A 23,998-nucleotide genomic window follows, 5' to 3' on the forward strand; every position below is an offset into this window, starting at 1 on the left:
AAACCGCCGACAACCGGTCAGGTGGCGAGCCATGGCATCAGCTGCTGGCACTGCTCATCTGCCGGGCACGCGACAAGGCGCCGACCAATTCTTCGGAGAGATAAGGCTTGGTCAGAATGACACCGCGTTCGAAGCCGGTGGGAATGCTGCCGCTGGCAACGCCGGTGGCCAGCACAAACGGAATGCCGCGCTGCGAGAGCAGACGGGCAACCGGCTCGCTTGTCTGACCATTGCCCAGGCGATAGTCCAGCACGGCGATATCCGGCGCATCGGCTTGGATCAACTGCAGGGCATCCTGCACCTCGCCGACAGGGCCGACCACAGCCGCACCCGCGTGGACGAGCTGCAACTCGAGCAGCATGGCATTCATGTCATCGTTTTCGACTACGAGTACCCGAACTCCACGCAGCACCGACATTGCTTACTCCTTCACTTAAGTCGGCCAGTATATCGAGGCTGGTCGACCACGGTGTTGCCGACACCGTTTGCAGCTGAATTCGTCAGGAGCATCCTGACACTGTTCGTTTCATTCGCAAGCCGCTATACTGCGCGGCCACGCCGAAGTGGCGGAATCGGTAGACGCAGCGGACTCAAAATCCGCCGCCCTTAAAAGCGTGTGGGTTCGAGTCCCACCTTCGGCACCAAGATGTTGCAGTAACAGCGAAAGCCCTTCCGGCGCAATCCGGAGGGGCTTTTTGCTATGTGCTCTTGTGCTGCGGCAGTGCTACGGATTGGCGCCAGCGCGACGTCCGATGCGCGTGATCGCGGAGCGTTTGCGCGCAGCAGGCGTCGTGCGCTTGTTCTCAGGTCATCGCCGTCGGTTTCGCGCATCGTGCGATCGCCTTGGCCATGCTTGGCTAAAGATGCGTTTGTTCCCTACGCAACTGGGGTCTCGGTTGGCGTTGCAGGCACGCAACCATCACGCCCGGTCGGTACCGTGGAGTTCTCCTTCAAACAGGTAGCCACCATGGATTTCGATGCTTCGCAGCAGTTGCGCATTCTTCGCGACATCCACGACACCAAGCCGGTGTCCGACGAGGAAGCAAATTGGGCGGTGCGTGCAGGGTATGCCGCGCAAGCCGAAGACGGCGATATCGATCTGACCCACGAGGGTCGCAAGGCGCTGGACGACGGACAGGCCTGATCTTGTCATGCAAGTGTTGTGTGGCGATGCGTGTGTGCCTGTGATAGCTCGATCGACATCGCAACCTGATGGCCGGGCGCGCCACACGCGGGTTGCATTTGCGTGGTAATCCAACGCTTGCAGAGATCGAAGACTTCGCTTCAACCGGGCGGTCTTCGGCATCACTGCTGAGCACTGCAAACATGCATAAAAAAAGCCCCGGCAGAGCCGGGGCTTTTGGATGATTGGCGTCCCCACGGGGATTCGAACCCCGGTGTCCACCGTGAAAGGGTGGTGTCCTAGGCCTCTAGACGATGGGGACGCATATCAAAACCTCGTTGTCCATTCCAGACGGCCTAATGTCTGAAGTGGTGGAGCCAGGCGGGATCGAACCGCCGACCTCCTGCATGCCATGCAGGCGCTCTCCCAGCTGAGCTATGGCCCCGCGTTGCTGCGAGCCGGCAATCATACCGACTGAAGAAGGCTTTGGGAAGCGGTCTGTGCAAAAAAGATCTCCGGCGCTTCGGCGCGTCCAACTGGATTGCGTGATCAGCACGAAGTTGCGTATGCAGCCAATCAATACGTCTCTTCTCGCGAAGGTTCTTGCGATCAATCCGATGGCCTGGATGGTTCGTCGTCGTCGTCGGCGTTGCGGAGTAGGTAAGAGTTGCGGATGTCGTCTCGCATTGGCGCATGGACCGCAGCATCGACGCGCTGCCGTCAATCATCAACATCGTGATCAGTGGCAGCATCCAGCGCCCGCATTCGCAACAGACGGCGAAGTCGACGTTAGCGACCAATGCTCGACGTCCACGTTGTGCGCGGCGTTCGTTGCGCAACCGCACGTGGCACTCGATGCCGCGCTTGGGTCGCCGCTGACGATGCGAGCGCGTGATCGACGCGACTGCTTGCGCAGGACGTCTGCGCCACACTCGCGCAGGCCGGTTCCAGTGAGCCCTCGTTCGGCAGGTCGCCGATGGTGTCGATGTACATTCCAGGCCGTGCGCAACGCAACGACGCTCGAATTTTTTGACACATCCAGGGCGGCAGCGAGGCTGCTACCGAGACACAGCAAGAGCGCTCATCACTGCAAAAAAACAGGCAAAAAAAAGCCCCGGCAGAGCCAGGGCTTTTGGATGATTGGCGTCCCCACGGGGATTCGAACCCCGGTGTCCACCGTGAAAGGGTGGTGTCCTAGGCCTCTAGACGATGGGGACGCAGATCAAAACCTGAGTTGTCAAGTCAGACGGCCTAATGTCTGAGATGGTGGAGCCAGGCGGGATCGAACCGCCGACCTCCTGCATGCCATGCAGGCGCTCTCCCAGCTGAGCTATGGCCCCACGAAACTGAGAACGAAATGATAGCGACCCGTTAATGTTCGCGCAAGCGCTTTTTCATTCCGATTGAGACAGCGCGTGCGCTCGGCAGCGCTGCCTGAAACTCACTTGACGCCGTGAAGATCGCGCAGCTGCGTCGGCCGGGCACCGAAATACGCGGCGAGGTCGGCGATGTCCTGATCGCTCAATGCAGTGGCCTGCGCAGTCATCAACGGGTGCTGGCGGTCGCCACTGCGATAGGCCTGCAGCGCGTGCGCAAGATAGTCGCCGTACTGGCCGCCAAGCTTGGGATAGCTGGGGTCGATCGGCGCATTGCCATCGGCACCGTGGCAATCCACGCAGCTCTGGCCGGTGGCCTTGCCTTTGGTATGCGCAAGTTTGTCGCCAGCCTCGGCGCGACCGGTGGGCAAGCCGGCAGAGGAGCCAGAGCCGTGCTCGCCGCTGGCATGGCCGGCATCGCCGGCGGAGTGATCGGTGGATTCGACCTGGGATTGAGAGCAGGCCGCCATCATCAGGGCAGCGACCAGGACGATGGCTAGACGCGGAGCGTGCAGGGCGTTCGGCATGTGGGCGCTTATTTGAGGGTGGACAGGAAGGCGGAGATGTCGGCGATGTCCTGCTCGGAGAAACTCTGCGCCTGCGCCTGCATGGTCGGGTGTTTGCGCTTGCCCTTGCGGTATTCGGTCAGCGCCTGTGTCAGATACTGACTGGACTGGCCACCGATCTTGGGCACGCGGTAACTGGGATAGGCGTTCTTGTAGCCGGTCAAGCCGTGGCAGCCCTGGCAGGTATACGCCAGCAGGCGGCCATTGGAGGGATTGCCGGTCGGCGCTGCGGGCGCGGCGGCAGCAGGTGCGGCGGCGGCAGGCGCCGGCGTGGCCGGTACTGCTGGCGTGACTGACGGTGTCGCTGATGCGCCCCCAAACGGCAGGAAGACGACCAGAGCGAGACAAGCGGCGAGCGGCTGCGGGCGCATGGTTTCGTATCCGGAAGACTGATTGAGCGTCCGCACGGTGGGGGCGTGACGGAACCGGACCGAGTATGCCTGCGAATTGGCGTGGAGCAAACGGGGTGAATACGCGAAGTTGAACAGACCATGACCTTTGGCGCATTGGCGACATGCATGTTCGGGTGGTTTACTTGCCTACAACACCTGTTCACGCATCCACTAGGACACGACGATGTCGCCACTTTCCTTCTTGCCCGGCCGCAGCGGAATTTGCGCCGCCGCAGTATTGATCTCCACCAGTCTGTTGTTGGGCGGCTGCAAGACCGGCGATGGGGAAGCCAAGGCCTCGGAAGAAAAAAAGGCCGTCGATACCGTGCCGGTGGAAATCGCCAAGGCGGCGCGTCGCGCGGTGGCTGCCAGCTATACCGGTACCGCAGCACTGGAGCCGCGTGCGGAAGCGCAGGTGGTCGCCAAGACCTCCGGCGTGGCATTGGCGGTGATGGTGGAAGAGGGTCAGAAAGTGTCGGCCGGCCAGGCGCTGGTGCGACTGGATCCGGATCGCGCGCATCTGGCCGTTGCGCAAAGCGAAGCGCAACTACGCAAGCTGGAAAACAGCTACCGCCGCGCCACGCAATTGGTCGGTCAGCAGCTGGTGAGTGCAGCCGATGTGGATCAGCTGAAGTTCGATGTGGAAAACAGCCGCGCGCAGCACCGGCTGGCATCGCTGGAGCTGTCCTACACCACGGTGCAGGCGCCGATTTCCGGCGTGATCGCTTCGCGTTCGATCAAGACCGGCAACTTCGTGCAGATCAACACGCCGATCTTCCGCATCGTCGACGACTCGCAGCTGGAAGCCACGCTCAACGTGCCCGAGCGCGAACTGGCGACGTTGAAGTCGGGCCAGCCGGTGACCTTGCTGGCCGATGCGCTGCCGGGCCAGCAGTTCGTCGGCAAGGTGGATCGCATTGCGCCGGTGGTGGATTCGGGCAGCGGCACGTTCCGTGTGGTGTGCGCCTTCGGCAAGGGCGCCGAGTCGCTGCAGCCGGGCATGTTCGGGCGCATCCGTATCGACTATGACCAGCGCAAGGATGCATTGGTGATTCCGCGCCTGGCGCTGCTCGATGATGGTGAGCCTGCGGTGTTTGTGGTGCGCAATGGCAAGGCCAGCCGGGTCCCGGTGAAGCTTGGTTACGCCGAAGGCCCGTGGCTGGAAGTGCGGCAGGGTTTGAAGGAAGGCGATCAGGTGGTGACTGCCGGCAAGGTGGCGCTGCGCGATGGCACTGCCGTGCAGGTGATTGGCCAGCCAGAACGCAAACCAGTTGCTGCTGCGATACCGGCGGCCGGCGACAAGACCGGCAGCGATGAGACGCGCTCATGAGCGATCACGGCAACGCGCACGGACCCGTGCACGACCCGCACGCGCCTCTGCATGGCGGCGGCGGTGGATTGGTGGCCTTCGCCACGCGGCGGCGCGTGACCATCGCCATGATCACCGTGACCATGCTGTTGTTCGGCCTGATCGCGCTGCGTAGCCTCAAGGTCAATCTGCTGCCCGACCTGAGCTACCCCACGCTCACCGTGCGCACCGAATACACCGGCGCGGCGCCGGCGGAAATCGAAACGTTGGTGACCGAACCGGTGGAAGAAGCCGTCGGCGTGGTCAAGAACCTGCGCAAGCTCAAGTCGATTTCGCGCACCGGGCAGAGCGATGTGGTGATGGAATTCGCCTGGGGCACCAACATGGACCAGGCCGGCCTGGAAGTGCGCGACAAGATGGAAGCGCTGTCGCTGCCGCTGGAAACCAAGCCGCCGGTGCTGCTGCGCTTCAATCCATCCACCGAACCGATCATGCGGCTGGCGTTGTCGCCCAAGCAGGCCCCGGCGTCGGACGCCGATGCGATCCGTCAGCTCACCGGTCTTCGCCGCTATGCCGACGAAGACCTGAAAAAGAAGCTCGAACCGGTGGCCGGTGTGGCCGCAGTCAAGGTCGGCGGCGGGCTGGAAGACGAGATCCAGGTCGATATCGATCAGCAGAAACTGGCGCAGCTCAATCTGCCCATCGACAACGTGATCACCCGGCTCAAGGAGGAGAACGTCAACATCTCCGGCGGCCGGCTGGAAGAAGGCTCGCAGCGGTATCTGGTGCGCACGGTGAACCAGTTTGTGGATCTGGACGAGATCCGCAACATGCTGGTCACCGCGCAGAGCAGCAGTAGCAGCGCCGCCGATGCAGCGATGCAGCAGATGTATGCGATTGCCGCGTCCACCGGCTCGCAGGCGGCGCTGGCGGCAGCGGCGGAAGTGCAGAGCACGTCGTCGGCGTCCAGCAGCAGCATCGCCGGCGGCATGCCGGTGCGGCTGAAAGATGTGGCCGACGTGCGCCAAGGCTACAAGGAGCGCGAGGCGATCATCCGTCTTGGCGGCAAGGAAGCGGTGGAGCTGGCGATCTACAAGGAAGGCGATGCCAACACCGTATCCACGGCGGCCGCACTGCGCGCGCGACTGGAGCAGCTCAAGGCAACCGTGCCGGGCGATGTGCAGATCACCACCATCGAAGACCAGTCGCACTTCATCGAACACGCGATCAGCGATGTCAAAAAAGATGCGGTGATCGGCGGTGTGCTGGCGATCCTGATCATCTTCCTGTTCCTGCGCGACGGCTGGAGCACGTTCGTGATCAGCCTGTCGTTGCCGGTGTCGATCATCACCACGTTCTTCTTCATGGGCCAGCTTGGCTTGAGCCTCAACGTAATGTCGCTGGGCGGGCTGGCACTGGCTACCGGCCTGGTGGTGGACGATTCGATCGTGGTGCTGGAGAGCATCGCCAAGGCGCGCGAACGTGGCTTGAGCGTGCTGGATGCGGCTATTGCCGGTACCCGCGAAGTGAGCATGGCAGTGATGGCGTCCACGTTGACCACCATTGCGGTGTTCCTGCCGCTGGTGTTCGTCGAAGGCATCGCCGGGCAGTTGTTCCGCGATCAGGCGCTGACGGTGGCGATCGCCATTGCGATCTCGTTGGTCGTCTCGATGACGCTGATTCCGATGCTGAGCTCACTGAAGGGTGCGCCACCGATGGCATTTCCGGATGAGCCGGACCACCCGGATTGGACGCCCGAACAGCGCTGGCTCAAGCCAGTGGCTGCCGGCCGTCGCGGGGCGGGGGCCAGCGTGCGCTATGCGTTCTTCGGCGGGGCGTGGGCGGTGGTCAAATTGTGGCGCGGCATCTCACGGGTGGTGTCGCCAGTGATGCGCAAGGCCAGCGACATTGCGATGGCGCCGTACGGCCGTGCCGAGCGTGGCTATCTGGCGATGTTGCCGGCAGCGTTGCGTCGGCCCGGTCTGGTGCTGGGATTGGCCGCGGCCGCGTTTGTCGGCACCGTGCTGTTGGTGCCGATGCTGGGGGCGGACCTGATCCCGCAGCTGGCGCAGGATCGTTTCGAGATGACCGTGAAACTGCCGTCCGGCACGCCGCTTGCGCAGACCGATGCACTGGTGCGCGAGCTGCAACTCGCGCACGACAAAGACCCCGGCATTGCATCGTTGTATGGCGTGAGCGGCAGCGGCACGCGGCTGGATGCCAACCCCACCGAAAGCGGGGAGAACATCGGCAAGCTCACCGTGGTGATGGCCGGCGGCGGCAGCCCCGAAGTGGAAGCGGCGGCGACGCAGCGTCTGCGCAGCAGCATGGTCGGGCACCCCGGTGCGCAGGTGGATTTCGCGCGGCCGGCGCTGTTTAGTTTCTCGACTCCGCTGGAAGTGGAATTGCGCGGTCAGGATCTGGGCGAGCTGGAGCGGGCCGGGCAAAAACTGGCCGCGATGCTGCGCGCCAATGGTCACTATGCCGACGTCAAATCGACGGTGGAAGAGGGCTTTCCGGAGATCCAGATCCGCTTCGATCAAGAGCGTGCCGGTGCACTGGGCTTGACCACGCGGCAGATCGCCGATGTCATCGTCAAAAAGGTGCGTGGCGATGTGGCCACGCGCTACAGCTTTCGCGACCGCAAGATCGATGTGCTGGTGCGTGCGCAACACAGCGACCGTGCCAGCGTGGATGCGATCCGCCAGCTGATCGTCAATCCGGGCAGCAGTCGCCCCGTGCGCCTGGCCGCCGTGGCCGAGGTGCTGGCGACGACCGGCCCGAGCGAGATCCATCGTGCCGATCAGACCCGCGTGGCGATCGTGTCGGCCAGCCTGAAGGACATCGACCTGGGCGGTGCGGTGCGCGAAGTGGAAACGCTGGTGCGAAAGGATCCGTTGGCTGCCGGCGTCGGCATGCATATCGGCGGGCAGGGCGAGGAGCTGGCGCAGTCGGTCAAATCGTTGTTGTTTGCGTTCGGGCTGGCGATCTTTCTGGTCTATCTGGTGATGGCGTCGCAGTTCGAATCGCTGCTGCACCCGTTCGTCATCCTGTTCACCATCCCGCTGGCGATGGTGGGCGCGGTGCTGGCGCTGCTGATGACCGGCAAGCCGGTCTCGGTGGTGGTGTTCATCGGGCTGATCCTGCTGGTGGGCCTGGTGACCAAGAACGCGATCATCCTGATCGACAAGGTCAACCAGTTGCGCGAAGAAGGCGTGCCCAAGCGTGAGGCACTGATTGAAGGCGCACGCTCGCGTCTGCGGCCGATCGTCATGACCACGCTGTGCACCTTGTTCGGCTTCCTGCCGCTGGCGGTGGCGATGGGCGAGGGCGCGGAAGTGCGCGCACCGATGGCGATCACCGTGATTGGTGGCCTGCTGGTGTCCACGCTGTTGACCCTGCTGGTGATTCCGGTGGTGTACGACTTGCTGGATCGCCGTGCGGACGCGTACTACCTGGAGCGCGGCCGGCGCATGGCGCGGCAGCAGGCGCAGACGCGTGAAAACACCGACGGACTGGAGGCGCTATGAGCGTTGCGGCCTTCAGCATTCGTCGCCCGGTCACCACCATCATGTGTTTTGTGTCGTTGGTGGTGGTGGGCTTGATCGCCGCCTTCCGATTGCCGTTGGAGGCATTGCCGGACATCTCGGCGCCGTTTTTGTTCGTGCAACTGCCGTACACCGGCTCCACGCCGGACGAGGTGGAGCGCAATCTGGTGCGGCCGGCCGAAGAAGCCTTGGCCACGATGACCGGCATCAAGCGCATGCGCTCCACCGCCACTGCCGATGGCGCCAACATCTTTATCGAGTTCTCCGATTGGGACCGCGATATCGCCATCGCGGCATCGGATGCGCGCGAGCGGCTGGATGCGATTCGCGACGAATTTCCCGACGATCTGCAGCGTTTCCATATCTTCAAATGGTCCAGCAGCGACGAGCCGGTGCTCAAGGTGCGCCTGGCCAGCCAGACCGATCTGACCGGCGCGTACGACATGCTCGACCGCGAGTTCAAGCGGCGCATCGAACGCATTCCCGGCGTGGCGAAGGTCGAAATTTCCGGTGCTCCGCCCAACGAGGTGGAGATCGCCATCGCGCCGGATCGCCTCACCGCGCACGACCTCAGCCTCAACGACCTGAGCGAGCGGCTGGGCAAGCTCAATTTCTCGGTGTCCGCCGGGCAGATCGACGACAACGGACAGCGCATTCGGGTGCAGCCCATCGGCGAGTTGCGCGACCTGCAGGAACTGCGTGATCTGGTCCTCAATGCCAAGGGGTTGCGTCTTGGCGATATCGCCGAGGTGCGCCTCAAGCCCACGCGCATGAACTACGGGCGGCGGCTGGATGGGCGCCCGGCGATCGGTCTGGATGTCTTCAAGGAGCGCAGCGCCAATCTGGTGGAAGTGTCCAAGGCCGCGCTGAAAGAGGTGGAAGACATTCGCGCCGAGCCCGCGATGCGCGATGTGCAGATCAAGGTCATCGACAACCAGGGCAAGGCCGTGACCTCGTCGCTGGCCGAACTCGCCGAAGCCGGGGCGGTGGGCCTGTTGTTGTCGATCACCGTGCTGTTCTTTTTTCTGCGGCATTGGCCATCGACCTTGATGGTGACCCTGGCGATCCCGATCTGCTTTGCGATCACGTTGGGCTTCATGTATTTCGTCGGCGTCACGCTCAACATCCTGACGATGATGGGCTTGCTGCTCGCGGTGGGCATGCTGGTGGACAACGCCGTGGTGGTGGTGGAAAGCATCTACCAGGAGCGCGAGCGCATGCCCGGGCAGCCGCAGCTCGCGGCATTGCTCGGCACCCGCAGCGTGGCGATTGCGCTGAGCGCAGGTACGCTGTGCCATTGCATCGTGTTCGTGCCGAATCTGTTCGGCGAAACCAACAACATCTCCATCTTCATGGCGCAGATCGCGATCACCATTTCGGTGTCGTTGTTGGCGTCGTGGTTGGTGGCGATCAGCCTGATCCCGATGCTGTCGGCACGCATGAAGACGCCACCGATGGTGACCTCCGATCATGGCGTGATCGCAAGACTGCAACAGCGCTATGCGCGGGTACTTGCATGGACGCTGGCCCATCGCGGCTGGAGCGTGGCCGGGATCATCCTGGTGAGCGCCATCAGCTTGGTGCCGATGAAACTGACCAAGGTCGACATGTTCGGCGGCGATGGCGGCAACGAGGCCTTCATCCAATATCAGTGGAAGGGCTCGTACACGCATGAGCAGCTGGGGGAAGAGGTCGGGCGAGTCGAGAATTACCTGGAAGCCAATCGCGAGAAGTACCACATCGCCCAGGTCTATTCGTGGTTCAGCGAGGTGGAAGGCAGCAGCACGACGGTGACCTTCGATGCGAGCAAGGTCAAAGACCTGCCGCCATTGCTGGAGCAGATCCGTAAGGCGTTGCCGCGGTCTGCGCGTGCCGACTACAGCATCGGCAATCAGGGCGATGGTGATAGCGGCAACCAGGGCGTGCAGGTGCAATTGGTTGGCGACTCCACCGAGGCGCTCAAGTCGCTGGCCGATGAGGTGGTGCCGCTGCTGGCGCAACGCAAGGAGTTACGCGACGTGCATGTGGATACCGGCGATCGCACCAGCGAGCTGGCGATCCGCGTCGATCGCGAGCGTGCTGCCGCGTTCGGTTTCAGTGCGGAGCAGGTGGCCAGTTTCGTGGGGCTGGCACTGCGCGGCACGCCGCTGCGCGAGTTCCGTCGTGGCGACAATGAAGTGCCGGTGTGGGTGCGTTTTGCTGGCGCCGAGCAAAGCAAGCCGGAAGATCTGGCCGGCTTCAGCGTACGCACCAAGGATGGCCGCAGCGTGCCGCTGCTGAGTCTGGTCGATGTGCAGATCCGCCCGGCGGCCACGCAGATCGGGCGCACCAATCGCCAGACCACGTTGACCATCAAGGCCAATCTGGCCGAAAAAATCACCGTGCCGGAAGCACGCGCGGCGATGGAAAAGCCGCTCAAGGCAATGAATTTTCCTGCCGGTTACAGCTACACCTTCGATGGCGGCAACTATCAGAACGACGGTGAAGCGATGGGCCAGATGCTGTTCAACCTGGTGATCGCGTTGGTGATGATTTATGTGGTGATGGCGGCGGTGTTCGAATCGCTGCTGTTCCCGGCCGCGATCATGAGCGGCGTGCTGTTTTCGATCTTCGGTGTGTTCTGGCTGTTCTGGATCACCGGCACCTCGTTCGGCATCATGTCCTTCATCGGCATCCTGGTGCTGATGGGTGTGGTGGTGAACAACGGCATCGTGATGATCGAGCACATCAACAATTTGCGCCGACGCGGCATGGGCCGGACGCAGGCGCTGGTCGAGGGCTCACGCGAGCGGTTGCGGCCGATCATGATGACGATGGGCACCGCGATCCTGGCGATGGTGCCGATCTCGCTGACCAGCACCACGATGTTCAGCGACGGCCCGCCGTACTTCCCGATGGCCCGCGCCATCGCCGGCGGCCTGGCGTTTTCCACCGTGGTGAGCCTGCTGTTCCTGCCGACGATCTACGCGATTCTCGATGACATGAGCAACGGCGCAGCGGCGCTGGTACGACGTGCGCGGGGTGTGCCGAAGACGACGCAGGCGAGAGCCTCGCTGGAGTCTTGAACGACCAACGATCCGTCTCAAAGCCCCTCTCCCGCCGGGAGAGGGGTTGGGGTGAGGGTACGGTTTTCCGGGTGCTGCCAAGTGCGCGGCTGTTGGTTACTGGCTTCGTTGAGGGGCGACAGCGCGTCCGGGAATCGGCTACTCGGCTCGGTCAGACATCCTGTCTGACTCGCCGCCGCGGCACATCCTTGTGCCGCTCTCCGCCAATCCCCGGCCACGCTGCCGCCTCGGCGAGTCACTGCAACGCCTTGGTCAAGGCAAGCGAATTTTCCTTCCTGTTTTCCATGACCTGCGCGATTTTTGATGACAGCAGCAGATCAGGGATCTGCTGGGGTGTCGTGGTGCGCGGAAAACGCCACCGCCACGTAGCGCTAGAGCCTTGAACGTCATGACCCGCCTGGAGCCCCTCTCCCGTCGGGAGAGGGGTTGGGGTGAGGGTACGGTTTTCCTGGTACTGCCAAGTGCGCGGCTGTTGGTTACTGGATTCGGTGAGGGGCGACAGCGCGTCCGGGAATCGGCTACTCGGCTCGGTCAGACATCCTGTCTGACTCGCCGCCGCGGCACATCCTTGTGCCGCTCTCCGCCAATCCCCGGCCACGCTGTCGCCTCGGCGAGTCACTGCATCGCCAAGCGAATTCTCCTTCCTGTTTCCCATGACCTGCGCGATTTTCGATGACAGCAGCAGATCAGGGATCTGCTGGGGTGTCGTGGTGCGCCGAAAACGCCACCGCTACGTAGCGCTAGAGCCTTGAACGTCATGAGCCGCCTGAAGCCCCTCTCCCGCCGGGAGAGGGGTTGGGGTGAGGGTACGGTTTTCCTGGTACTGCCAAGTGCGCGGCTGTTGGTTACTGGCTTCGGTGAGAGGCAGCAGCGCGGCCGGGAATCGGCTACTCGGCTCGGTCAGACATCCTGTCTGACTCGCCGCCGCGACACATCCTTGTGCCGCTCTCCGCCAATCCCCGGCCACGCTGCCGCCTCGGCGAGTCGCCATCATGATCTTGATCAGGTAAAGCAATTCTTCAAAGCTTGGCGGGGGAGCGTGCCCGACAGTAATCGCTGCTCCACGTTCCGCCAACACAGGAACATTCGATGAGTGGTCTGCGGGCGCCGGGGCAGGACCTTACACGACAAGAATGTCGTGTAAGAGCCCCCATGGATGGGTTCACGGCGTGTCCTGCCCCGGTGCCCGCGGGCCGCTCCACGCACAAGAGAAATGCGCGAGCGAATCAGGCTTTCCTCAGCCAAACCTAAAGCGTCAACAAACTGCGCTTTCCTCAATCATTTGAAAGCGCTAGCCAACCAGGCTTTCCTCAGCCAACCAGTTTTTGTCAGCCAATCAGCTTTCCACCGCAGCCCGGCTTTTCAACGCTCTGGATGCGGCGCCCAGAAATTAACCCGCACGCACCTGCCGAACGATCGCCGCGGCCTTGGCCGAGCTTTCCTTGACCTTGTCCCATTGGCCCTGAGCCAACCAGTCCTTGGGCACCATCCACGAGCCGCCGATGCACAGCACGTTCGGCTGCGACAGAAACTCTGCTGCGTTAGCTTCGCTGATGCCGCCGGTGGGACAGAGCTTGAGCTCGGACAGCGGGCCGGCGAGGCCCTTGAGCATTTGCAGGCCGCCGACGGCAGTGGCCGGGAACAGCTTGCACACGCGAAAGCCCAGGCCCATCAGGGTCAGCAATTCGGTCGGGGTGGCTGCGCCGGGAACGGCCGGGATCGGCGCATCGGCCAGCAAGCGCGCGAGCGGGGCAGGCGTGCCGGGCGTCACCAGGAAATCCGCACCGGCATCCACCGACTGACGCAACTGCAGTTCGCTCAGCACGGTGCCAGCGCCGATCACGATATTGGGCAGTTCGCGCTTGAGCATGGCCAGCGCTTCGATCGCGATCGGTGTGCGCAGAGTGAGCTCGATCGCGGGCAACCCGCCTTCGAGCAGCGCGTCGGCCACGCGGCGCGCCTGGTCCAGCGTATCGACAGTGACCACCGGCAGGATGCCGGCGTCGCGCAGCAGTTGTTCGGCGGTGTTCTGGGTCTGGGCAATCGTCATTGCAACTCCATTAGACGGCGACCGCCGGGGCGGTCGCTGAGAGGGAAGGGGATCAGGCGTCCTTGGACTCGTGCGGCGCGGCGGCTGCGGCAGCATCTGCGCCGAGTTCGTACTCGGCGTCGTAGCTCCACAGTGCACCGTCCGGATGCGTCGGGCCGCAGGAAATCGAGATCGCGCCCTGGTCGGCCGGGCCGACGACCTGGCGGTTGATCGCAAACAGGTTGCGGCCCAGGTCGTTGCCGGCCACGGCGGTATTGGGCGCCACTTCGCGCGATGCCCATTCTTCGGCCGAGACCAGCACTTCCAGCGTGCCGGCTTCGCCGTCCAGCCGCACCATGTCGCCTTCGCGGACGCGGCCAATCGGGCCGCCACGCGCGGCTTCCGGCGTCATGTGGATCGCGGCGGGGAACTTGCCCGAGGCACCCGACAAACGGCCGTCAGTGACCAACGCCACGCGGCGGCCCTGGTTCTGCAGCAGGCCGAGCAGCGGTGCCATCGAATGCAGCTCCGGCATACCGTTGGCACGCGGGCCCTGATACCGCAGCACCACCACGAAGTCGTGCGGCAGCACGCCGGCGGCGTGCAGCTTGTTCAGCACCTGCGGCGTGTCGATCACCACCGCAGGCGCTTCGATCTTGCGGTGCTGCGGCTTGACCGCCGACAGCTTGATCAGCGAGCGGCCCAGGTTGCCGCGCAGCAGGCGCAGGCCGCCTTGCGCTTCGAACGCATCGCTGACCGGGCGCGCCACGCTGTCATCGGCGGTGGTCGCGGTGCCGGGCACATAAGTGACCTTGCCGTCCTGCAACCGCGGCTCGTTGGCGTAGGCACGCATGCCGCCTTCGACCACGGTGGGCAGATCGTCGTGCATGTAGCCGGCGTCCATCAGCTCGCGGAAGACGAACGCGGTGCCGCCTGCGGCCTGGAAGCGATTCACGTCGGCTTCGCCGTTGGGATAGATGCGGGTCAGCAACGGCACGGTCTGCGAGATCAGGTCCATGTCGTCCCAGGTCAACACGATGCCGGCCGCACGCGCCACGGCGATCCAGTGGATGGTGTGGTTGGTCGAGCCGCCGGTCGCCATCAGCGTGACCACCGCATTGACGATGGCGCGTTCGTCGATCAAGCGACCGAACGGACGGAAGTCATCGCCCAGTGCGGAGATCGCCAAGGCGCGTGCGGTGCCCTCACGGGTCAGTGCATCGCGCAGCGGCAATTCCGGGTTGACGAACGAGGCGCCGGGCAATTGCACGCCCATCGCTTCGAGCAGCACCTGGTTGGAATTGGCGGTGCCGTAAAAGGTGCAGGTGCCAGGCGAGTGATACGACGACGCCTCGGCTTCCAGCAGCTCGGCGCGGGTGGCTTCGCCGGCGGCATAGCGCTCGCGCACTTCGGCTTTTTGCTTGTTCGGGATGCCCGGCGTCATCGGGCCGGCCGGCATGAACAGCGCAGGCAGATGACCGAAGGCCAGCGCACCGATCAACAGACCCGGCACGATCTTGTCGCACACGCCCAGGTACACCACGCTGTCGAACATGTCGTGGCTAAGGCCGATCGCTGCGGCTTGCGCGATGTTGTCGCGCGAAAACAGCGACAGCTCCATGCCGGCGCGGCCCTGGGTCACGCCGTCGCACATCGCCGGCACGCCACCGGCCACCTGCGCGGTGGCGCCGAGCGCACGCGCGGCATCGCGAATCAGCTGCGGGTAATGCTCGAACGGCTGGTGTGCCGACAGCATGTCGTTATAGGCGGTGATGATGCCCAGGTTAGGCGTGGCCGCACCGCGCAGACGCGATTTGTCGGTCGGTTCGGACGCCGCAAAGCCGTGCGCAAGATTGCCGCAGCTCAGGCGGCTACGGAACGGACCCTCACGCAGGGCGGCATCGAGGCCGGCCAGATACGCCGCGCGCGACGGCGCGCTGCGCTTGCGGATACGGTCGGTGACAGCTTGGATGTTCGGATGCAGGCTCATTGGCTACCGGCTATGAGAAACGGGGGGAGAAGAAAGCACGCTGTTACGTAGTTTAAATACCCGCACCTGGATGTGCGGACTGGTGCGAGGCACTCGCATTGAAGCTGTGGTTGCGAGCGACGCACGTTGCATTGGCTGTTGCGAAGTACTCACAGCGCATCCACTTTCGCGAAGGGCTCGCGGCATCCGCCAGCCCTCAACCGCACCAATGCACCCGCAACCGCGGACCGGGCTGCTGGAGCGCGACACGAATCGGGTACTCGCTGATGTCCTCGCCAGCCAGTGCGGCTTGCAGCACATCGAGCTTTTGCTTGCCGCGCAGCAGCAGCAGGCGGGTGGGAATCGCGGCAAGGCCGGTCGGCGTCAGCGTGATCCGCAGCGGCCACTGGTTCGCGCCCGGGCAACCGGTCGCATCCAGTGATGCATACGGCTGCGGGCTGGCCAGCGCCTTGGGCAGATCGGTCGAACCGGGGAACAACGATGCGGTATGTCCGTCGCCGCCCATTCCCAGCACCGCCAGACAGGCCGGCTCGGCATGAGTGGCCTGCAGGTTGGCGGTGTGCACGCACTCGGGCAATTGCTTCCCGGGACGCACCAACGGGATGAAGGTCGCGGCCGGCGCATGAGTCAGGAAGCTGTGATTGACCAGCCACGCGTTGCTGTCCTGATCCTGCGGCGAGAGCCAACGCTCATCGACCAGGCCCACCTCGACCCGCGACCAGTCCAGCGGACGGTGCGCCAGCGATTCGTAAACCGGCGCCGGTGTGGTGCCGCCGGAGAGCAGCATGCGTGCCTGCCCGCGGCGCGAAATTTCCTGTTCCAGCAGATCGGCCATTTCGCCGGCGACCGCTTCGGTCCACTCGGCGGGATCTTCGTAGCGCACCAGAGTGATGCGCGGGTTGTCCTGCAGGTTCATCGCTGCTCCCCCGGATGCTGACGCTGCGCATCCACCGCATACGCTGCGGCGCCCAACAGGCCGGCATGCGGATGCATGACCGCCAGCGAAGGCACGCGCGACATGATCGCGGAGAACCGGCCCTTGTGTTCGAAGCGCTGGCGGAAGCCGGAGTGCTGCAGCGACTCCAGCACCTTGGGCACCAGACCGCCGGTCAGGAACACGCCATCCCATGCACCCTGCATCAGCACCATGTCGCCAGCGATCGCACCGAAGATGGCGCAGAACAGGTCGATGGTGCGCGCCGAGCGCGGGTCGCCGGCCGCCGCACGTGCGGTGATGTCCTTGGGTTCCAGCGGGCCCGGGTCGATGCCGGCAATCTCGCTCAATGCGCGATGGATGTTGACCAGGCCGGGGCCGCAGATCAGCCGCTCGTTGGAGACCCGGCCGAACTGCTCGGAGAGGATTTCCAGCACACGGATTTCTTCCGGCGTGCCGGGCGGAAAGCTGACGTGGCCGCCTTCGGTTTCCAGTGGAAAACAACGCCCGTTACGGATGATCAGCCCACCCACGCCCAGGCCGGTGCCGGGACCGATCACGCCATAGTTGCGCGGTTGATCGATCGGTGCCGGCCGCCAGCTGGCACCGCCTACCTGCACCACATCCTGCGGACGCAGCAGGCTGATTGCCATGGCCTGCGCTGCAAAGTCGTTGATCAGGTGCAGGGTGCTGAAGCCCAGCATGGCAGCGGTGCGCGACCGCGAGATCACCCACGGATGATTGGTGATGCGCGCTTCGTCGCCATCGACGCGGCCGGCCACGGCGAACACGCCCTGGGTGGCCTGCACGCCGATCTGGTCGAGGTAGTACCGCGCGGCTTCGCCGAGCGAAGCGAACTCCACCACCGCGAACTCGCGCGAGGTGTCATCCAGCAACGGGACCGATGCATCGACATCGGCCAGCGCGAACCGCGCGTTGGTTCCGCCGATATCGGCAACCAGCACCGGTTTGGAAGGAGCGGTCATGCGGTGTTTCCCTGTGCGTCGGTGGCAGGAGGCAGGAACGGTGCGGCAGTGTCCGGGCCCCAGCTACCGGCGGGGTAGGGCTGCAGCGGCAAGGCTGCGTCTTTCCAGGCATCGCTGACGCTGTCGATCCAGGACCAGGCAGCCTTGACCTCGTCGTCGCGCACGAACAGTGCCGGGTTGCCGTTGAAGGCATCCACGAACAGCCGCTCGTAAGCGATGCGACGGTGCAGGCCGGTCGGCACCGACAATTCCAGTTCCAGCGGTTGCAGCTCGATCGCGCCCCATTCCGGGCCGGCCAGGCTGCTCATCAGGCCGAGCTCGATGTTTTCCTGCGGCTGCAGCTGGAAGGTCAGGCGGTTGGGCACCGCGTTCTGGCGATCCGGGCGCTCGAACAACCAATGCGTCACCGGCTTGAGCGTGACCACGATGCGGGTGGAACGCTCGGCCAGCCGCTTGCCGGTGCACAGATGGAACGGCACGCCGGCCCAGCGCCAGTTGTCGATATGCGCGGTGACCGCGACGAAGGTTTCCACGTCGCTGCCTTCCGGCGGGTGGTAGGCCTGCGCCGGCTGGCCGTTGATGGTGCCGGCGGTGTAGCGGCCGCGCACGCTGTCGTGCGCGGCGTGTTCGGCGGTCATCGGGCGCAGCGCACGCAGCACCTTGACCTTCTCGTCGCGGATGCGGTCGGCTTCCAGCGAGGCCGGCGGCTCCATCGCCACCAGACACAGCAGCTGCAGGATATGGCTTTGCACCATGTCGCGCAGCGCGCCGGAGCGGGCGTAATACGCATCGCGTCCGTCCACGCCCTCGCTTTCGGCGACCAGGATCTGCACCGACTCGATGTAGGTCCGGTTCCAGACTGCTTCGAGCAGCGTATTACCGAAGCGCAGCGCGATCAGGTTCTGTACCGCCGCCTTGCCCAGGTAATGGTCCAGGCGGAACACGCGGTCTTCGTCGATCAGCGCGCCGATCGACTGCAGGATCTCGCGAGCGCTATCGGAGTCGTGGCCGATCGGCTTTTCCAGCATCAGCCGGTGCGGTGCAGCCAAGGCGCCGCCCAGGGCCAGGCCCTGGCAGGTGCTGATGTACAGCCCCGGCGGGATCGCCAGGTAGCTCACGATCTGGCGGCTGGCCAGCTCGCGGACTGCATCGGCCACCGATTCGGCATTGCGCAGGTCCACCGAGCGGTAATCCACGCGCTGCAGCAGCGTCTGGATCTGCTCCGGGGTGGCAATCGGCAGCGCTTCGGTCAGGCGTGGCCGTAACACTTCACGGAAAGCCTCGGTATCGTGCGGCGACAATGCCAGCGCACGGATACGGAAGTCCTCCGGCAGCAGGCCGTCGACGAACAGGCGCAGCAGGGACGGAAAGAGATAGCGCTGGGCGAGATCGCCGGTAGCGCCGAACAGGATCAGGGTGTTGTGCATGGACCGAGTTTCAGATTCTGGAGACATCGTTATCAGCAGTTTCGCGAAAAGGCGCCGGACAGCCGGCGGTCGGTACGTCTGTTCCTGAGCGACACTTGCGTGCGCGCAGCGGGGGATGGACGGCGACGCCCAATCCCCGATTGTTGCAGCAACTGGTGGTCAGCGGTTAGCGCCTGGGCGGCATACCTGCACCTGCGTGGCGGAATGCCCGCTCGCGCAATGCAGGTAACGTCGCCGGAAACGGCGGCGTGGGTCGGTAGCGGCATGGTCCCTCCCGAGATCGATGTTGCCATGTGAAAACGATTACATGTCAGAATAAACCAATGCATTCGTTTGCAGGAGATTTCCTCGCAAACGGGTCGGTCGTCATTGCCATCGGGAGGGCCGAGGGCAGGGCGCATACAAACGTTGAGGCCGAACGATGGCGAAAGTGCAGTTGGAAGGTGTCCGCAAGGTCTATGAAAACGGCCAGGTGGCGGTGCAGGGCGCAAGCTTCGAGGTGGCCGATGGCGAGCTGATGGTGCTGGTCGGGCCGTCCGGCTGCGGCAAGTCGACACTGTTGCGCATGATCGCCGGGCTCGAGGACATCAGCGCGGGCACGCTCAAGATCGGCGAACGCGTCGTCAACGACGTGGCGCCGAAGGACCGCGACATCGCAATGGTGTTCCAGAGCTATGCGCTCTACCCGCACATGACCGTGGCGGAAAATCTGGCCTTCGGGCTCAAGCTGCGTGGTCACCCGAAGCAGGTCATCGCCGAGCGCGTCAATAACGCCGCCGAACTGCTGGGTCTGACCCCGATGCTCGACAAGTTGCCCAAGGCGATGTCCGGCGGCCAGCGTCAGCGTGTGGCGCTCGGGCGGGCGATGGTGCGCGAATCGTCGGTGTTCCTGCTCGACGAACCGCTGTCCAACCTGGATGCCAAACTGCGCCACAGCGTGCGCACCGAGATCGCGCAGCTGCATCGCAAGCTCGGCACCACCATGATCTACGTCACCCACGATCAGGTCGAAGCGATGACCCTCGGCCAGCGCATCGTGGTGCTCAAGGACGGCGTGATTCAGCAGATCGACAGCCCGATGGCGCTGTACGACCGTCCGGCCAACCTGTTTGTTGCCGGTTTCCTAGGCAGCCCGGCGATGAATATGCTGCAGGGACGGCTGGATGAGCAGGATGGCCTGCATCTCGTCATGGCCGATGGCTGGCGGGTCCCGCTGGGCGCCGCGCAGGTCGATCGCCGCTGGTTCGGTCAGGACGTGATCGTCGGCGTGCGCCCCGAGCATCTGCAGCCGTCCAGCGATGCGCAGTTGGGCTTCGATGCGCAGGTAGAGGTCATCGAGCCGGTCGGCAACGAGATCTTCCTCAACCTCGATCGCGGCGGGCAGCCGCTGGTGATCCGCGTCGCGCCGCAGGCGCTGCCAGTGGTCGGTCAGCCTCTCCGCCTGGCATTGCGCAGCGATGCCCTGCATTTCTTCGACCCGGCAACTGGACAGCGGCTGGAGCCGGCTTAACGCTCCAGCCCGGACAAGATGGCAAGCGGGCGCGCCGGGTGCGCGCCGGCTTGCAGGGTGGTGCTGGCGTCCACGGTCAATTCCAGTGGCAACACCGCCAGCGCCAGATCGCCGGCAACGCTGACCACCGTGCCGATGGCTGCACCGTCCAGTTCGACGCTATCGCCCGCCTGGGCAGCGCCTTCAGTCTCCAACAGTTGCAACGCACGCTTGGCCTTGCCCAGAAAATGCGTGCGCGCAACGATCTCCTGACCCGGGTAGCAGCCCTTCTTGACGCTGAAAGCCTGCAGGCGGTCCAGTGCCAGTTGCTGCGGCGTCCATTGTTCGCGCTGCGCATCCGGCAGGCGAACCAGGCCCAGTTGCAGATCCGCGCGGCGCCATTGCGCGTCGATGCTGGGCAATTCGATAGGCGCGGCCAATGCGTCATCGCTGAAAAGCAAAAGCGTGCGTGGCAGGGCGGCGACGCCCATATCCAGCGCGATACGCAGCGTTCCGATCTCGGCATGTGCGCCTTGCGCATGCTCTGGCGCCGCGAAGCCGCCATACGCAAGCAGCGCGGCCGCGTTGATTTTCAGCTTGCGCCGGAACACGAAACGGCCGAGTTGCGCGGCGATTTCGGCCGCGTTGCCGTCCGGCAACACCATCAGCAACTGCGCGTCGTCCTCACGCAGGAGTGCGAAGATGGCGATCACGCGCCCCTTCGCCGTCAACCACGCATTCCATTGCCACTGCCCGATCGCCAGCGCCTGGACGTCATTGGCGAATTGGGCATGCGCGAACGACACTGCATCCGTCCCGACCAGTCGGACGTATTGCATATCGTGCAGGGAGCCAAAACCCTGTGGAATAAGATTCAGGTTGTCAGCCATGGAGGGGGAGGACTAAAATCGCAACGTTGTGAGACCACTATGATAGGCCATCCAACCCCCACCCCAGCGCTGGATTCCGAGACGCAGCCTTCCCCTCAGGAGCAGATTCCCGAGAAGAAGCCACTGCCGAAGGAGATTGGTGGACGCGACGGCCCCGAGCCAACGCGCTACGGCGACTGGGAAAAAAATGGACGCTGCATCGATTTTTGAGCAGCTTTTAGCCACAGCGGCCTAGTGCCGCCCAGCCGAGAAAACGAGCCCAGCGAATGGCGATCCGCGAACGTCCCACTTCTCCACATCTGCAGGTCTACCGCTGGCAGATCCAGATGGCGACCTCGATCCTGCATCGAGCTACCGGCGTCATCCTTTCCGGAGGCGCGCTGGTCATCGCCGTCTCGTTGCTCTTGCTGATGCTAGGTGAGGACCACTGGAATTGTCTGACCCAGCATCTGGGCGCCTGGTACGGCCAGTTGTTCCTGTTCGCTTGGTCATGGGCTTTTACCTATCACCTGTCCAACGGCATCCGTCACATCGTCCAAGACTTCGGCCGCGGCTTCAGCATTCCCGCCTTTATCCGCAGCAGCTGGACATCGGTGATCGTCAGCCTGGTGCTGACCGCTGCGATCTGGGCGTATGTCCTGACTGGAGCTTCCGCATGAGCCGCTATCGCACCCCGTTAAAAAATGTGCGTGGTCTGGGCGCGGCCAAGACCGGTACCGAACATTTCGTGATGCAGCGCCTGACCGCGACAGCGCTGGTCGTGCTGGCGATCTGGTTCGTGGCATTCGTGCTGAGCCTGCTCGGTTCCGACTACACGACCGCAGTCGCCGCGGTGTCCAAGCCGTGGAACGCGGTGTTGCTGGTCGGGTTCCTGGTGGCGATGTTCTGGCACGCGCAGCTTGGCCTGCAGGTCGTGCTCGAGGACTACATTCACAACTCGCTGCTGGCGCTGGCGTTGCAGACGACGGTGAAGTTCATCGCCGTGCTTGGCGCGATCGTCAGCATTTTCGCAGTGGCGCGCATCGCGCTGGGCGGTGCCTGAGTCATCGGGCACACAGAACAGGAATCCAGATTAGATGTCCGCTTACAAGATCACTGAACACAAGTACGACATGGTCGTGGTGGGTGCCGGCGGCGCCGGCCTGCGTGCCACGTTCGGCTTGGCCCAGAAAGGCCTGCAGACGGTCTGCCTGACCAAGGTCTTCCCGACCCGGTCGCACACCGTGGCGGCGCAAGGCGGTATTTCCGCTGCGCTCGGCAACATGGGCGAAGACGATTGGCGCTACCACTTCTACGACACCATCAAGGGCTCCGATTGGCTGGGCGACCAGGACGCAATCGAGTACATGTGTCGCGAAGCGATTCCGGCCATCATCGAGCTGGAACACTACGGCGTGCCGTTCTCGCGTACCGAAGAGGGCAAGATCTATCAGCGCCCGTTCGGTGGCATGACCACCAAGTACGGCGAAGGCCCGTCGGCACAGCGCACCTGCGCGGCAGCCGACCGTACCGGCCACGCCATGTTGCATACCCTGTATCAGCAGTCGCTCGCCCACAACGCGCGTTTCATGATCGAGTACTTCGCACTCGACCTGATCTTCGACGAAGAGGGTGTCTGCCGCGGCGTGCTGGCGCTCGACATGGCCGAAGGTTCGTTGCATCTGTTCCGCGCCCACGGCGTGGTGCTGGCCACTGGCGGCTATGGCCGCGCCTACTTCAGTGCCACCTCCGCTCACACCTGTACCGGTGACGGCGGCGGCCTGGTGATGCGTGCCGGCCTGCCGGTGCAGGACATGGAGTTCGTGCAGTTCCATCCCACCGGCATTTACGGTGCTGGCTGCCTGATCACCGAAGGCGTGCGCGGCGAAGGCGGCATTTTGCGCAACAGCAACGGCGAGCGCTTCATGGAGCGCTATGCACCGCATTACAAGGATCTGGCTTCGCGCGACGTGGTGTCGCGCTCGATGACCGTGGAAATCCGCGAAGGCCGCGGCGTCGGCGAGCACAAGGATCACATCCTGCTCGACCTGACCCACCTCGGCCCGGAAGTCATCAACGAAAAGCTGCCCGGCATCGCCGAAAGCGCCCACATTTTTGCCGGTGTGGACGTGACCAAGCAGCCGATCCCGGTGCTGCCGACCGTGCACTACAACATGGGCGGCATTCCGACCAATTTCTACGGCGAAGTCGTGCGCAAGCAGGGCGACGACCCGGATGCGGTGGTGCCCGGCCTGTACGCGATCGGCGAAGCCGCTTGCGTGTCGGTGCACGGTGCCAACCGTCTGGGTTCCAACTCGTTGCTGGATCTGGTGGTGTTCGGCCGTGCGGTGGCAAACCGCTGCGCCGAGACGGTCAAGCCCAACCAGCCACATAAGACGTTGCCGTCCGATGCTTGCGACAAGGCGCTGGGCCTGCTGGACAAGTTGCGCTATGCCAACGGCTCCACGCCGACCTCGGTGATCCGCGACAACATGCAGCGCACCATGCAGTCCGACGCTGCGGTGTTCCGCACCAGCAAAACGTTGAAAGAAGGCGTGGACAAGATGGCCGAGATTTTCGCCACCTTCGAAGACGTCAAGGTGTCCGACCGTTCGCTGGTGTGGAACTCGGATCTGATCGAGACCTACGAATTGAACAACCTGCTGCTCAATGCAGTGGCGACGATCAATTCGGCCGAGCAGCGCAAGGAAAGCCGCGGCGCGCATTCTCATGAAGACTTCCCGGACCGCGACGACGTCAACTGGCAGAAGCACACGCTGGTCACCGTCGACGACAAGGGCAAGTGCGAGTTCGAATATCGCCCGGTGCACATGTACACGCTGAGTCAGGACGTGGATGTCGTCCCGCCGAAGCCGCGCGTTTACTGATCGATGC

At 63.9% G+C, this 23,998-nt stretch carries 19 protein-coding genes and 5 tRNA genes; 11 read left to right on the forward strand and 13 right to left on the reverse strand.

The window, feature by feature from the left end; all coding sequences use genetic code 11:
• Positions 1–37: 37 nt before the first annotated feature.
• Positions 38–418, reverse strand: coding sequence for a response regulator (locus ABQU90_RS21275; protein WP_055854118.1), 381 nt, complete (start codon positions 416–418; stop codon positions 38–40).
• 139 nt (positions 419–557) lie between these two features.
• Between ABQU90_RS21275 and ABQU90_RS21280 the strand changes: the two genes are divergently transcribed.
• Positions 558–644 (forward strand) — tRNA-Leu (locus ABQU90_RS21280).
• A 323-nt stretch (positions 645–967) separates the two neighbouring features.
• Complete coding sequence (locus ABQU90_RS21285) at positions 968–1,144, forward strand: hypothetical protein (protein ID WP_115553864.1); 177 nt, start codon at positions 968–970, stop codon at positions 1,142–1,144.
• Positions 1,145–1,369: 225 nt separating this feature from the next.
• Here the strand turns inward: ABQU90_RS21285 and ABQU90_RS21290 are convergent.
• Both ABQU90_RS21290 and ABQU90_RS21295 read right to left on the reverse strand, forming a co-directional pair.
• Positions 1,370–1,445 (reverse strand) — tRNA-Glu (locus tag ABQU90_RS21290).
• A 47-nt stretch (positions 1,446–1,492) separates the two neighbouring features.
• Positions 1,493–1,568 (reverse strand) — tRNA-Ala (locus ABQU90_RS21295).
• Positions 1,569–1,816: 248 nt separating this feature from the next.
• Between ABQU90_RS21295 and ABQU90_RS21300 the strand changes: the two genes are divergently transcribed.
• Complete coding sequence (locus ABQU90_RS21300; protein ID WP_323522743.1) at positions 1,817–2,002, forward strand: hypothetical protein; 186 nt, start codon at positions 1,817–1,819, stop codon at positions 2,000–2,002.
• A gap of 262 nt (positions 2,003–2,264) precedes the next feature.
• Here the strand turns inward: ABQU90_RS21300 and ABQU90_RS21305 are convergent.
• From ABQU90_RS21305 to ABQU90_RS21320, 4 genes are all read right to left on the reverse strand, one after another.
• A tRNA-Glu gene (locus tag ABQU90_RS21305) sits at positions 2,265–2,340 on the reverse strand.
• Between the two features lie 47 nt (positions 2,341–2,387).
• A tRNA-Ala gene (locus ABQU90_RS21310) sits at positions 2,388–2,463 on the reverse strand.
• A 101-nt stretch (positions 2,464–2,564) separates the two neighbouring features.
• Positions 2,565–3,026, reverse strand: a complete 462-nt coding sequence (locus ABQU90_RS21315; protein ID WP_055854122.1) for a c-type cytochrome — start codon at positions 3,024–3,026, stop codon at positions 2,565–2,567.
• 8 nt (positions 3,027–3,034) lie between these two features.
• Positions 3,035–3,436, reverse strand: a complete 402-nt coding sequence (locus tag ABQU90_RS21320; protein ID WP_323522744.1) for a c-type cytochrome — start codon at positions 3,434–3,436, stop codon at positions 3,035–3,037.
• A 205-nt stretch (positions 3,437–3,641) separates the two neighbouring features.
• Between ABQU90_RS21320 and ABQU90_RS21325 the strand changes: the two genes are divergently transcribed.
• The 3 genes from ABQU90_RS21325 to ABQU90_RS21335 are packed head-to-tail and all read left to right on the forward strand — an operon-like array spanning position 3,642 to position 11,379.
• Positions 3,642–4,787 carry an efflux RND transporter periplasmic adaptor subunit gene (locus ABQU90_RS21325; protein ID WP_323522745.1) on the forward strand — a complete coding sequence of 382 codons (1,146 nt, stop codon included), beginning with the start codon at positions 3,642–3,644 and terminating at the stop codon, positions 4,785–4,787.
• Complete coding sequence (locus ABQU90_RS21330) at positions 4,784–8,296, forward strand: efflux RND transporter permease subunit (RefSeq protein ID WP_323522746.1); 3,513 nt, start codon at positions 4,784–4,786, stop codon at positions 8,294–8,296. The genes ABQU90_RS21325 and ABQU90_RS21330 overlap by 4 nt, the downstream gene beginning before the upstream one ends.
• On the forward strand, positions 8,293–11,379 hold the full coding sequence (locus ABQU90_RS21335) for an efflux RND transporter permease subunit (RefSeq protein ID WP_323522747.1): 3,087 nt from the start codon (positions 8,293–8,295) through the stop codon (positions 11,377–11,379). Before ABQU90_RS21330 ends, ABQU90_RS21335 begins: the two co-directional genes overlap by 4 nt.
• Positions 11,380–12,769: 1,390 nt before the next feature.
• On the opposite strand, the gene ABQU90_RS21340 is transcribed toward ABQU90_RS21335, so the two are convergent.
• The 5 genes from ABQU90_RS21340 to zwf all read right to left on the reverse strand — a co-directional run bounded on the left by ABQU90_RS21340 (position 12,770) and on the right by zwf (position 18,745).
• On the reverse strand, positions 12,770–13,429 hold the full coding sequence (locus tag ABQU90_RS21340) for a bifunctional 4-hydroxy-2-oxoglutarate aldolase/2-dehydro-3-deoxy-phosphogluconate aldolase (protein ID WP_039815810.1): 660 nt from the start codon (positions 13,427–13,429) through the stop codon (positions 12,770–12,772).
• Between the two features lie 52 nt (positions 13,430–13,481).
• Positions 13,482–15,398, reverse strand: coding sequence for a phosphogluconate dehydratase (gene edd, locus ABQU90_RS21345; RefSeq protein WP_115513089.1), 1,917 nt, complete (start codon positions 15,396–15,398; stop codon positions 13,482–13,484).
• Positions 15,399–15,594: 196 nt separating this feature from the next.
• The gene (gene pgl / locus ABQU90_RS21350) at positions 15,595–16,314 is read right to left on the reverse strand and encodes a 6-phosphogluconolactonase (protein ID WP_115513088.1); all 720 of its coding nucleotides are present in this window, start codon (positions 16,312–16,314) and stop codon (positions 15,595–15,597) included.
• Entirely contained in the window at positions 16,311–17,318 is a 1,008-nt protein-coding gene (glk, locus tag ABQU90_RS21355) for a glucokinase (protein WP_055854145.1), read from the reverse strand. The genes pgl and glk overlap by 4 nt, the downstream gene beginning before the upstream one ends.
• Complete coding sequence (gene zwf / locus ABQU90_RS21360; RefSeq protein WP_115513087.1) at positions 17,315–18,745, reverse strand: glucose-6-phosphate dehydrogenase; 1,431 nt, start codon at positions 18,743–18,745, stop codon at positions 17,315–17,317. The genes glk and zwf overlap by 4 nt, the downstream gene beginning before the upstream one ends.
• Positions 18,746–19,166: 421 nt before the next feature.
• On the opposite strand from zwf, the gene ABQU90_RS21365 reads away from it, so the two are divergent.
• The gene (locus ABQU90_RS21365) at positions 19,167–20,255 is read left to right on the forward strand and encodes an ABC transporter ATP-binding protein (RefSeq protein ID WP_115527856.1); all 1,089 of its coding nucleotides are present in this window, start codon (positions 19,167–19,169) and stop codon (positions 20,253–20,255) included.
• Here ABQU90_RS21365 and ygfZ read toward each other — a convergent pair.
• Positions 20,252–21,124, reverse strand: a complete 873-nt coding sequence (gene ygfZ / locus ABQU90_RS21370; RefSeq protein WP_323522748.1) for a CAF17-like 4Fe-4S cluster assembly/insertion protein YgfZ — start codon at positions 21,122–21,124, stop codon at positions 20,252–20,254. The two genes, ABQU90_RS21365 and ygfZ, sit on opposite strands and share 4 nt — an antisense overlap.
• On the opposite strand from ygfZ, the gene ABQU90_RS21375 reads away from it, so the two are divergent.
• Genes ABQU90_RS21375 through sdhA form a run of 4 tightly spaced genes read left to right on the forward strand, consistent with a single transcriptional unit; the run spans position 21,026 to position 23,991 of the window.
• Entirely contained in the window at positions 21,026–21,334 is a 309-nt protein-coding gene (locus tag ABQU90_RS21375; RefSeq protein ID WP_236699318.1) for a DUF1674 domain-containing protein, read from the forward strand. The two genes, ygfZ and ABQU90_RS21375, sit on opposite strands and share 99 nt — an antisense overlap.
• 56 nt (positions 21,335–21,390) lie before the next feature.
• Positions 21,391–21,783, forward strand: a complete 393-nt coding sequence (gene sdhC / locus ABQU90_RS21380) for a succinate dehydrogenase, cytochrome b556 subunit (RefSeq protein ID WP_323522749.1) — start codon at positions 21,391–21,393, stop codon at positions 21,781–21,783.
• Complete coding sequence (sdhD, locus tag ABQU90_RS21385; RefSeq protein ID WP_115513083.1) at positions 21,780–22,166, forward strand: succinate dehydrogenase, hydrophobic membrane anchor protein; 387 nt, start codon at positions 21,780–21,782, stop codon at positions 22,164–22,166. Before sdhC ends, sdhD begins: the two co-directional genes overlap by 4 nt.
• Positions 22,167–22,200: 34 nt before the next feature.
• A complete protein-coding gene (gene sdhA, locus ABQU90_RS21390) occupies positions 22,201–23,991 on the forward strand; it encodes a succinate dehydrogenase flavoprotein subunit (RefSeq protein WP_055854164.1) in 1,791 nt (596 codons plus the stop codon).
• The last annotated feature ends 7 nt before the right edge of the window (positions 23,992–23,998 follow it).

Origin of the sequence: Xanthomonas sp. WHRI 10207 (genome assembly GCF_040202975.1) — a bacterium.
Taxonomy (GTDB): domain Bacteria; phylum Pseudomonadota; class Gammaproteobacteria; order Xanthomonadales; family Xanthomonadaceae; genus Xanthomonas.

Excerpts from the sequence above, each read along its gene's own strand:
- zwf (WP_115513087.1), bottom strand. The coding sequence starts at position 18,745 with ATGCACAACACCCTGATCCTGTTCGGCGCTACCGGCGATCTCGCCCAG.
- ABQU90_RS21275 (WP_055854118.1), bottom strand. The coding sequence starts at position 418 with ATGTCGGTGCTGCGTGGAGTTCGGGTACTCGTAGTCGAAAACGATGAC.
- ABQU90_RS21340 (WP_039815810.1), bottom strand. The coding sequence starts at position 13,429 with ATGACGATTGCCCAGACCCAGAACACCGCCGAACAACTGCTGCGCGAC.
- ABQU90_RS21375 (WP_236699318.1), top strand. The coding sequence starts at position 21,026 with ATGCGCGAACGACACTGCATCCGTCCCGACCAGTCGGACGTATTGCAT.
- ABQU90_RS21335 (WP_323522747.1), top strand. The coding sequence starts at position 8,293 with ATGAGCGTTGCGGCCTTCAGCATTCGTCGCCCGGTCACCACCATCATG.
- ABQU90_RS21300 (WP_323522743.1), top strand. The coding sequence starts at position 1,817 with ATGGACCGCAGCATCGACGCGCTGCCGTCAATCATCAACATCGTGATC.
- pgl (WP_115513088.1), bottom strand. The coding sequence starts at position 16,314 with ATGAACCTGCAGGACAACCCGCGCATCACTCTGGTGCGCTACGAAGAT.
- ABQU90_RS21325 (WP_323522745.1), top strand. The coding sequence starts at position 3,642 with ATGTCGCCACTTTCCTTCTTGCCCGGCCGCAGCGGAATTTGCGCCGCC.
- ygfZ (WP_323522748.1), bottom strand. The coding sequence starts at position 21,124 with ATGGCTGACAACCTGAATCTTATTCCACAGGGTTTTGGCTCCCTGCAC.
- glk (WP_055854145.1), bottom strand. The coding sequence starts at position 17,318 with ATGACCGCTCCTTCCAAACCGGTGCTGGTTGCCGATATCGGCGGAACC.
- sdhD (WP_115513083.1), top strand. The coding sequence starts at position 21,780 with ATGAGCCGCTATCGCACCCCGTTAAAAAATGTGCGTGGTCTGGGCGCG.
- ABQU90_RS21315 (WP_055854122.1), bottom strand. The coding sequence starts at position 3,026 with ATGCCGAACGCCCTGCACGCTCCGCGTCTAGCCATCGTCCTGGTCGCT.
- ABQU90_RS21285 (WP_115553864.1), top strand. The coding sequence starts at position 968 with ATGGATTTCGATGCTTCGCAGCAGTTGCGCATTCTTCGCGACATCCAC.
- sdhA (WP_055854164.1), top strand. The coding sequence starts at position 22,201 with ATGTCCGCTTACAAGATCACTGAACACAAGTACGACATGGTCGTGGTG.
- ABQU90_RS21330 (WP_323522746.1), top strand. The coding sequence starts at position 4,784 with ATGAGCGATCACGGCAACGCGCACGGACCCGTGCACGACCCGCACGCG.
- sdhC (WP_323522749.1), top strand. The coding sequence starts at position 21,391 with ATGGCGATCCGCGAACGTCCCACTTCTCCACATCTGCAGGTCTACCGC.
- ABQU90_RS21365 (WP_115527856.1), top strand. The coding sequence starts at position 19,167 with ATGGCGAAAGTGCAGTTGGAAGGTGTCCGCAAGGTCTATGAAAACGGC.
- edd (WP_115513089.1), bottom strand. The coding sequence starts at position 15,398 with ATGAGCCTGCATCCGAACATCCAAGCTGTCACCGACCGTATCCGCAAG.
- ABQU90_RS21320 (WP_323522744.1), bottom strand. The coding sequence starts at position 3,436 with ATGCGCCCGCAGCCGCTCGCCGCTTGTCTCGCTCTGGTCGTCTTCCTG.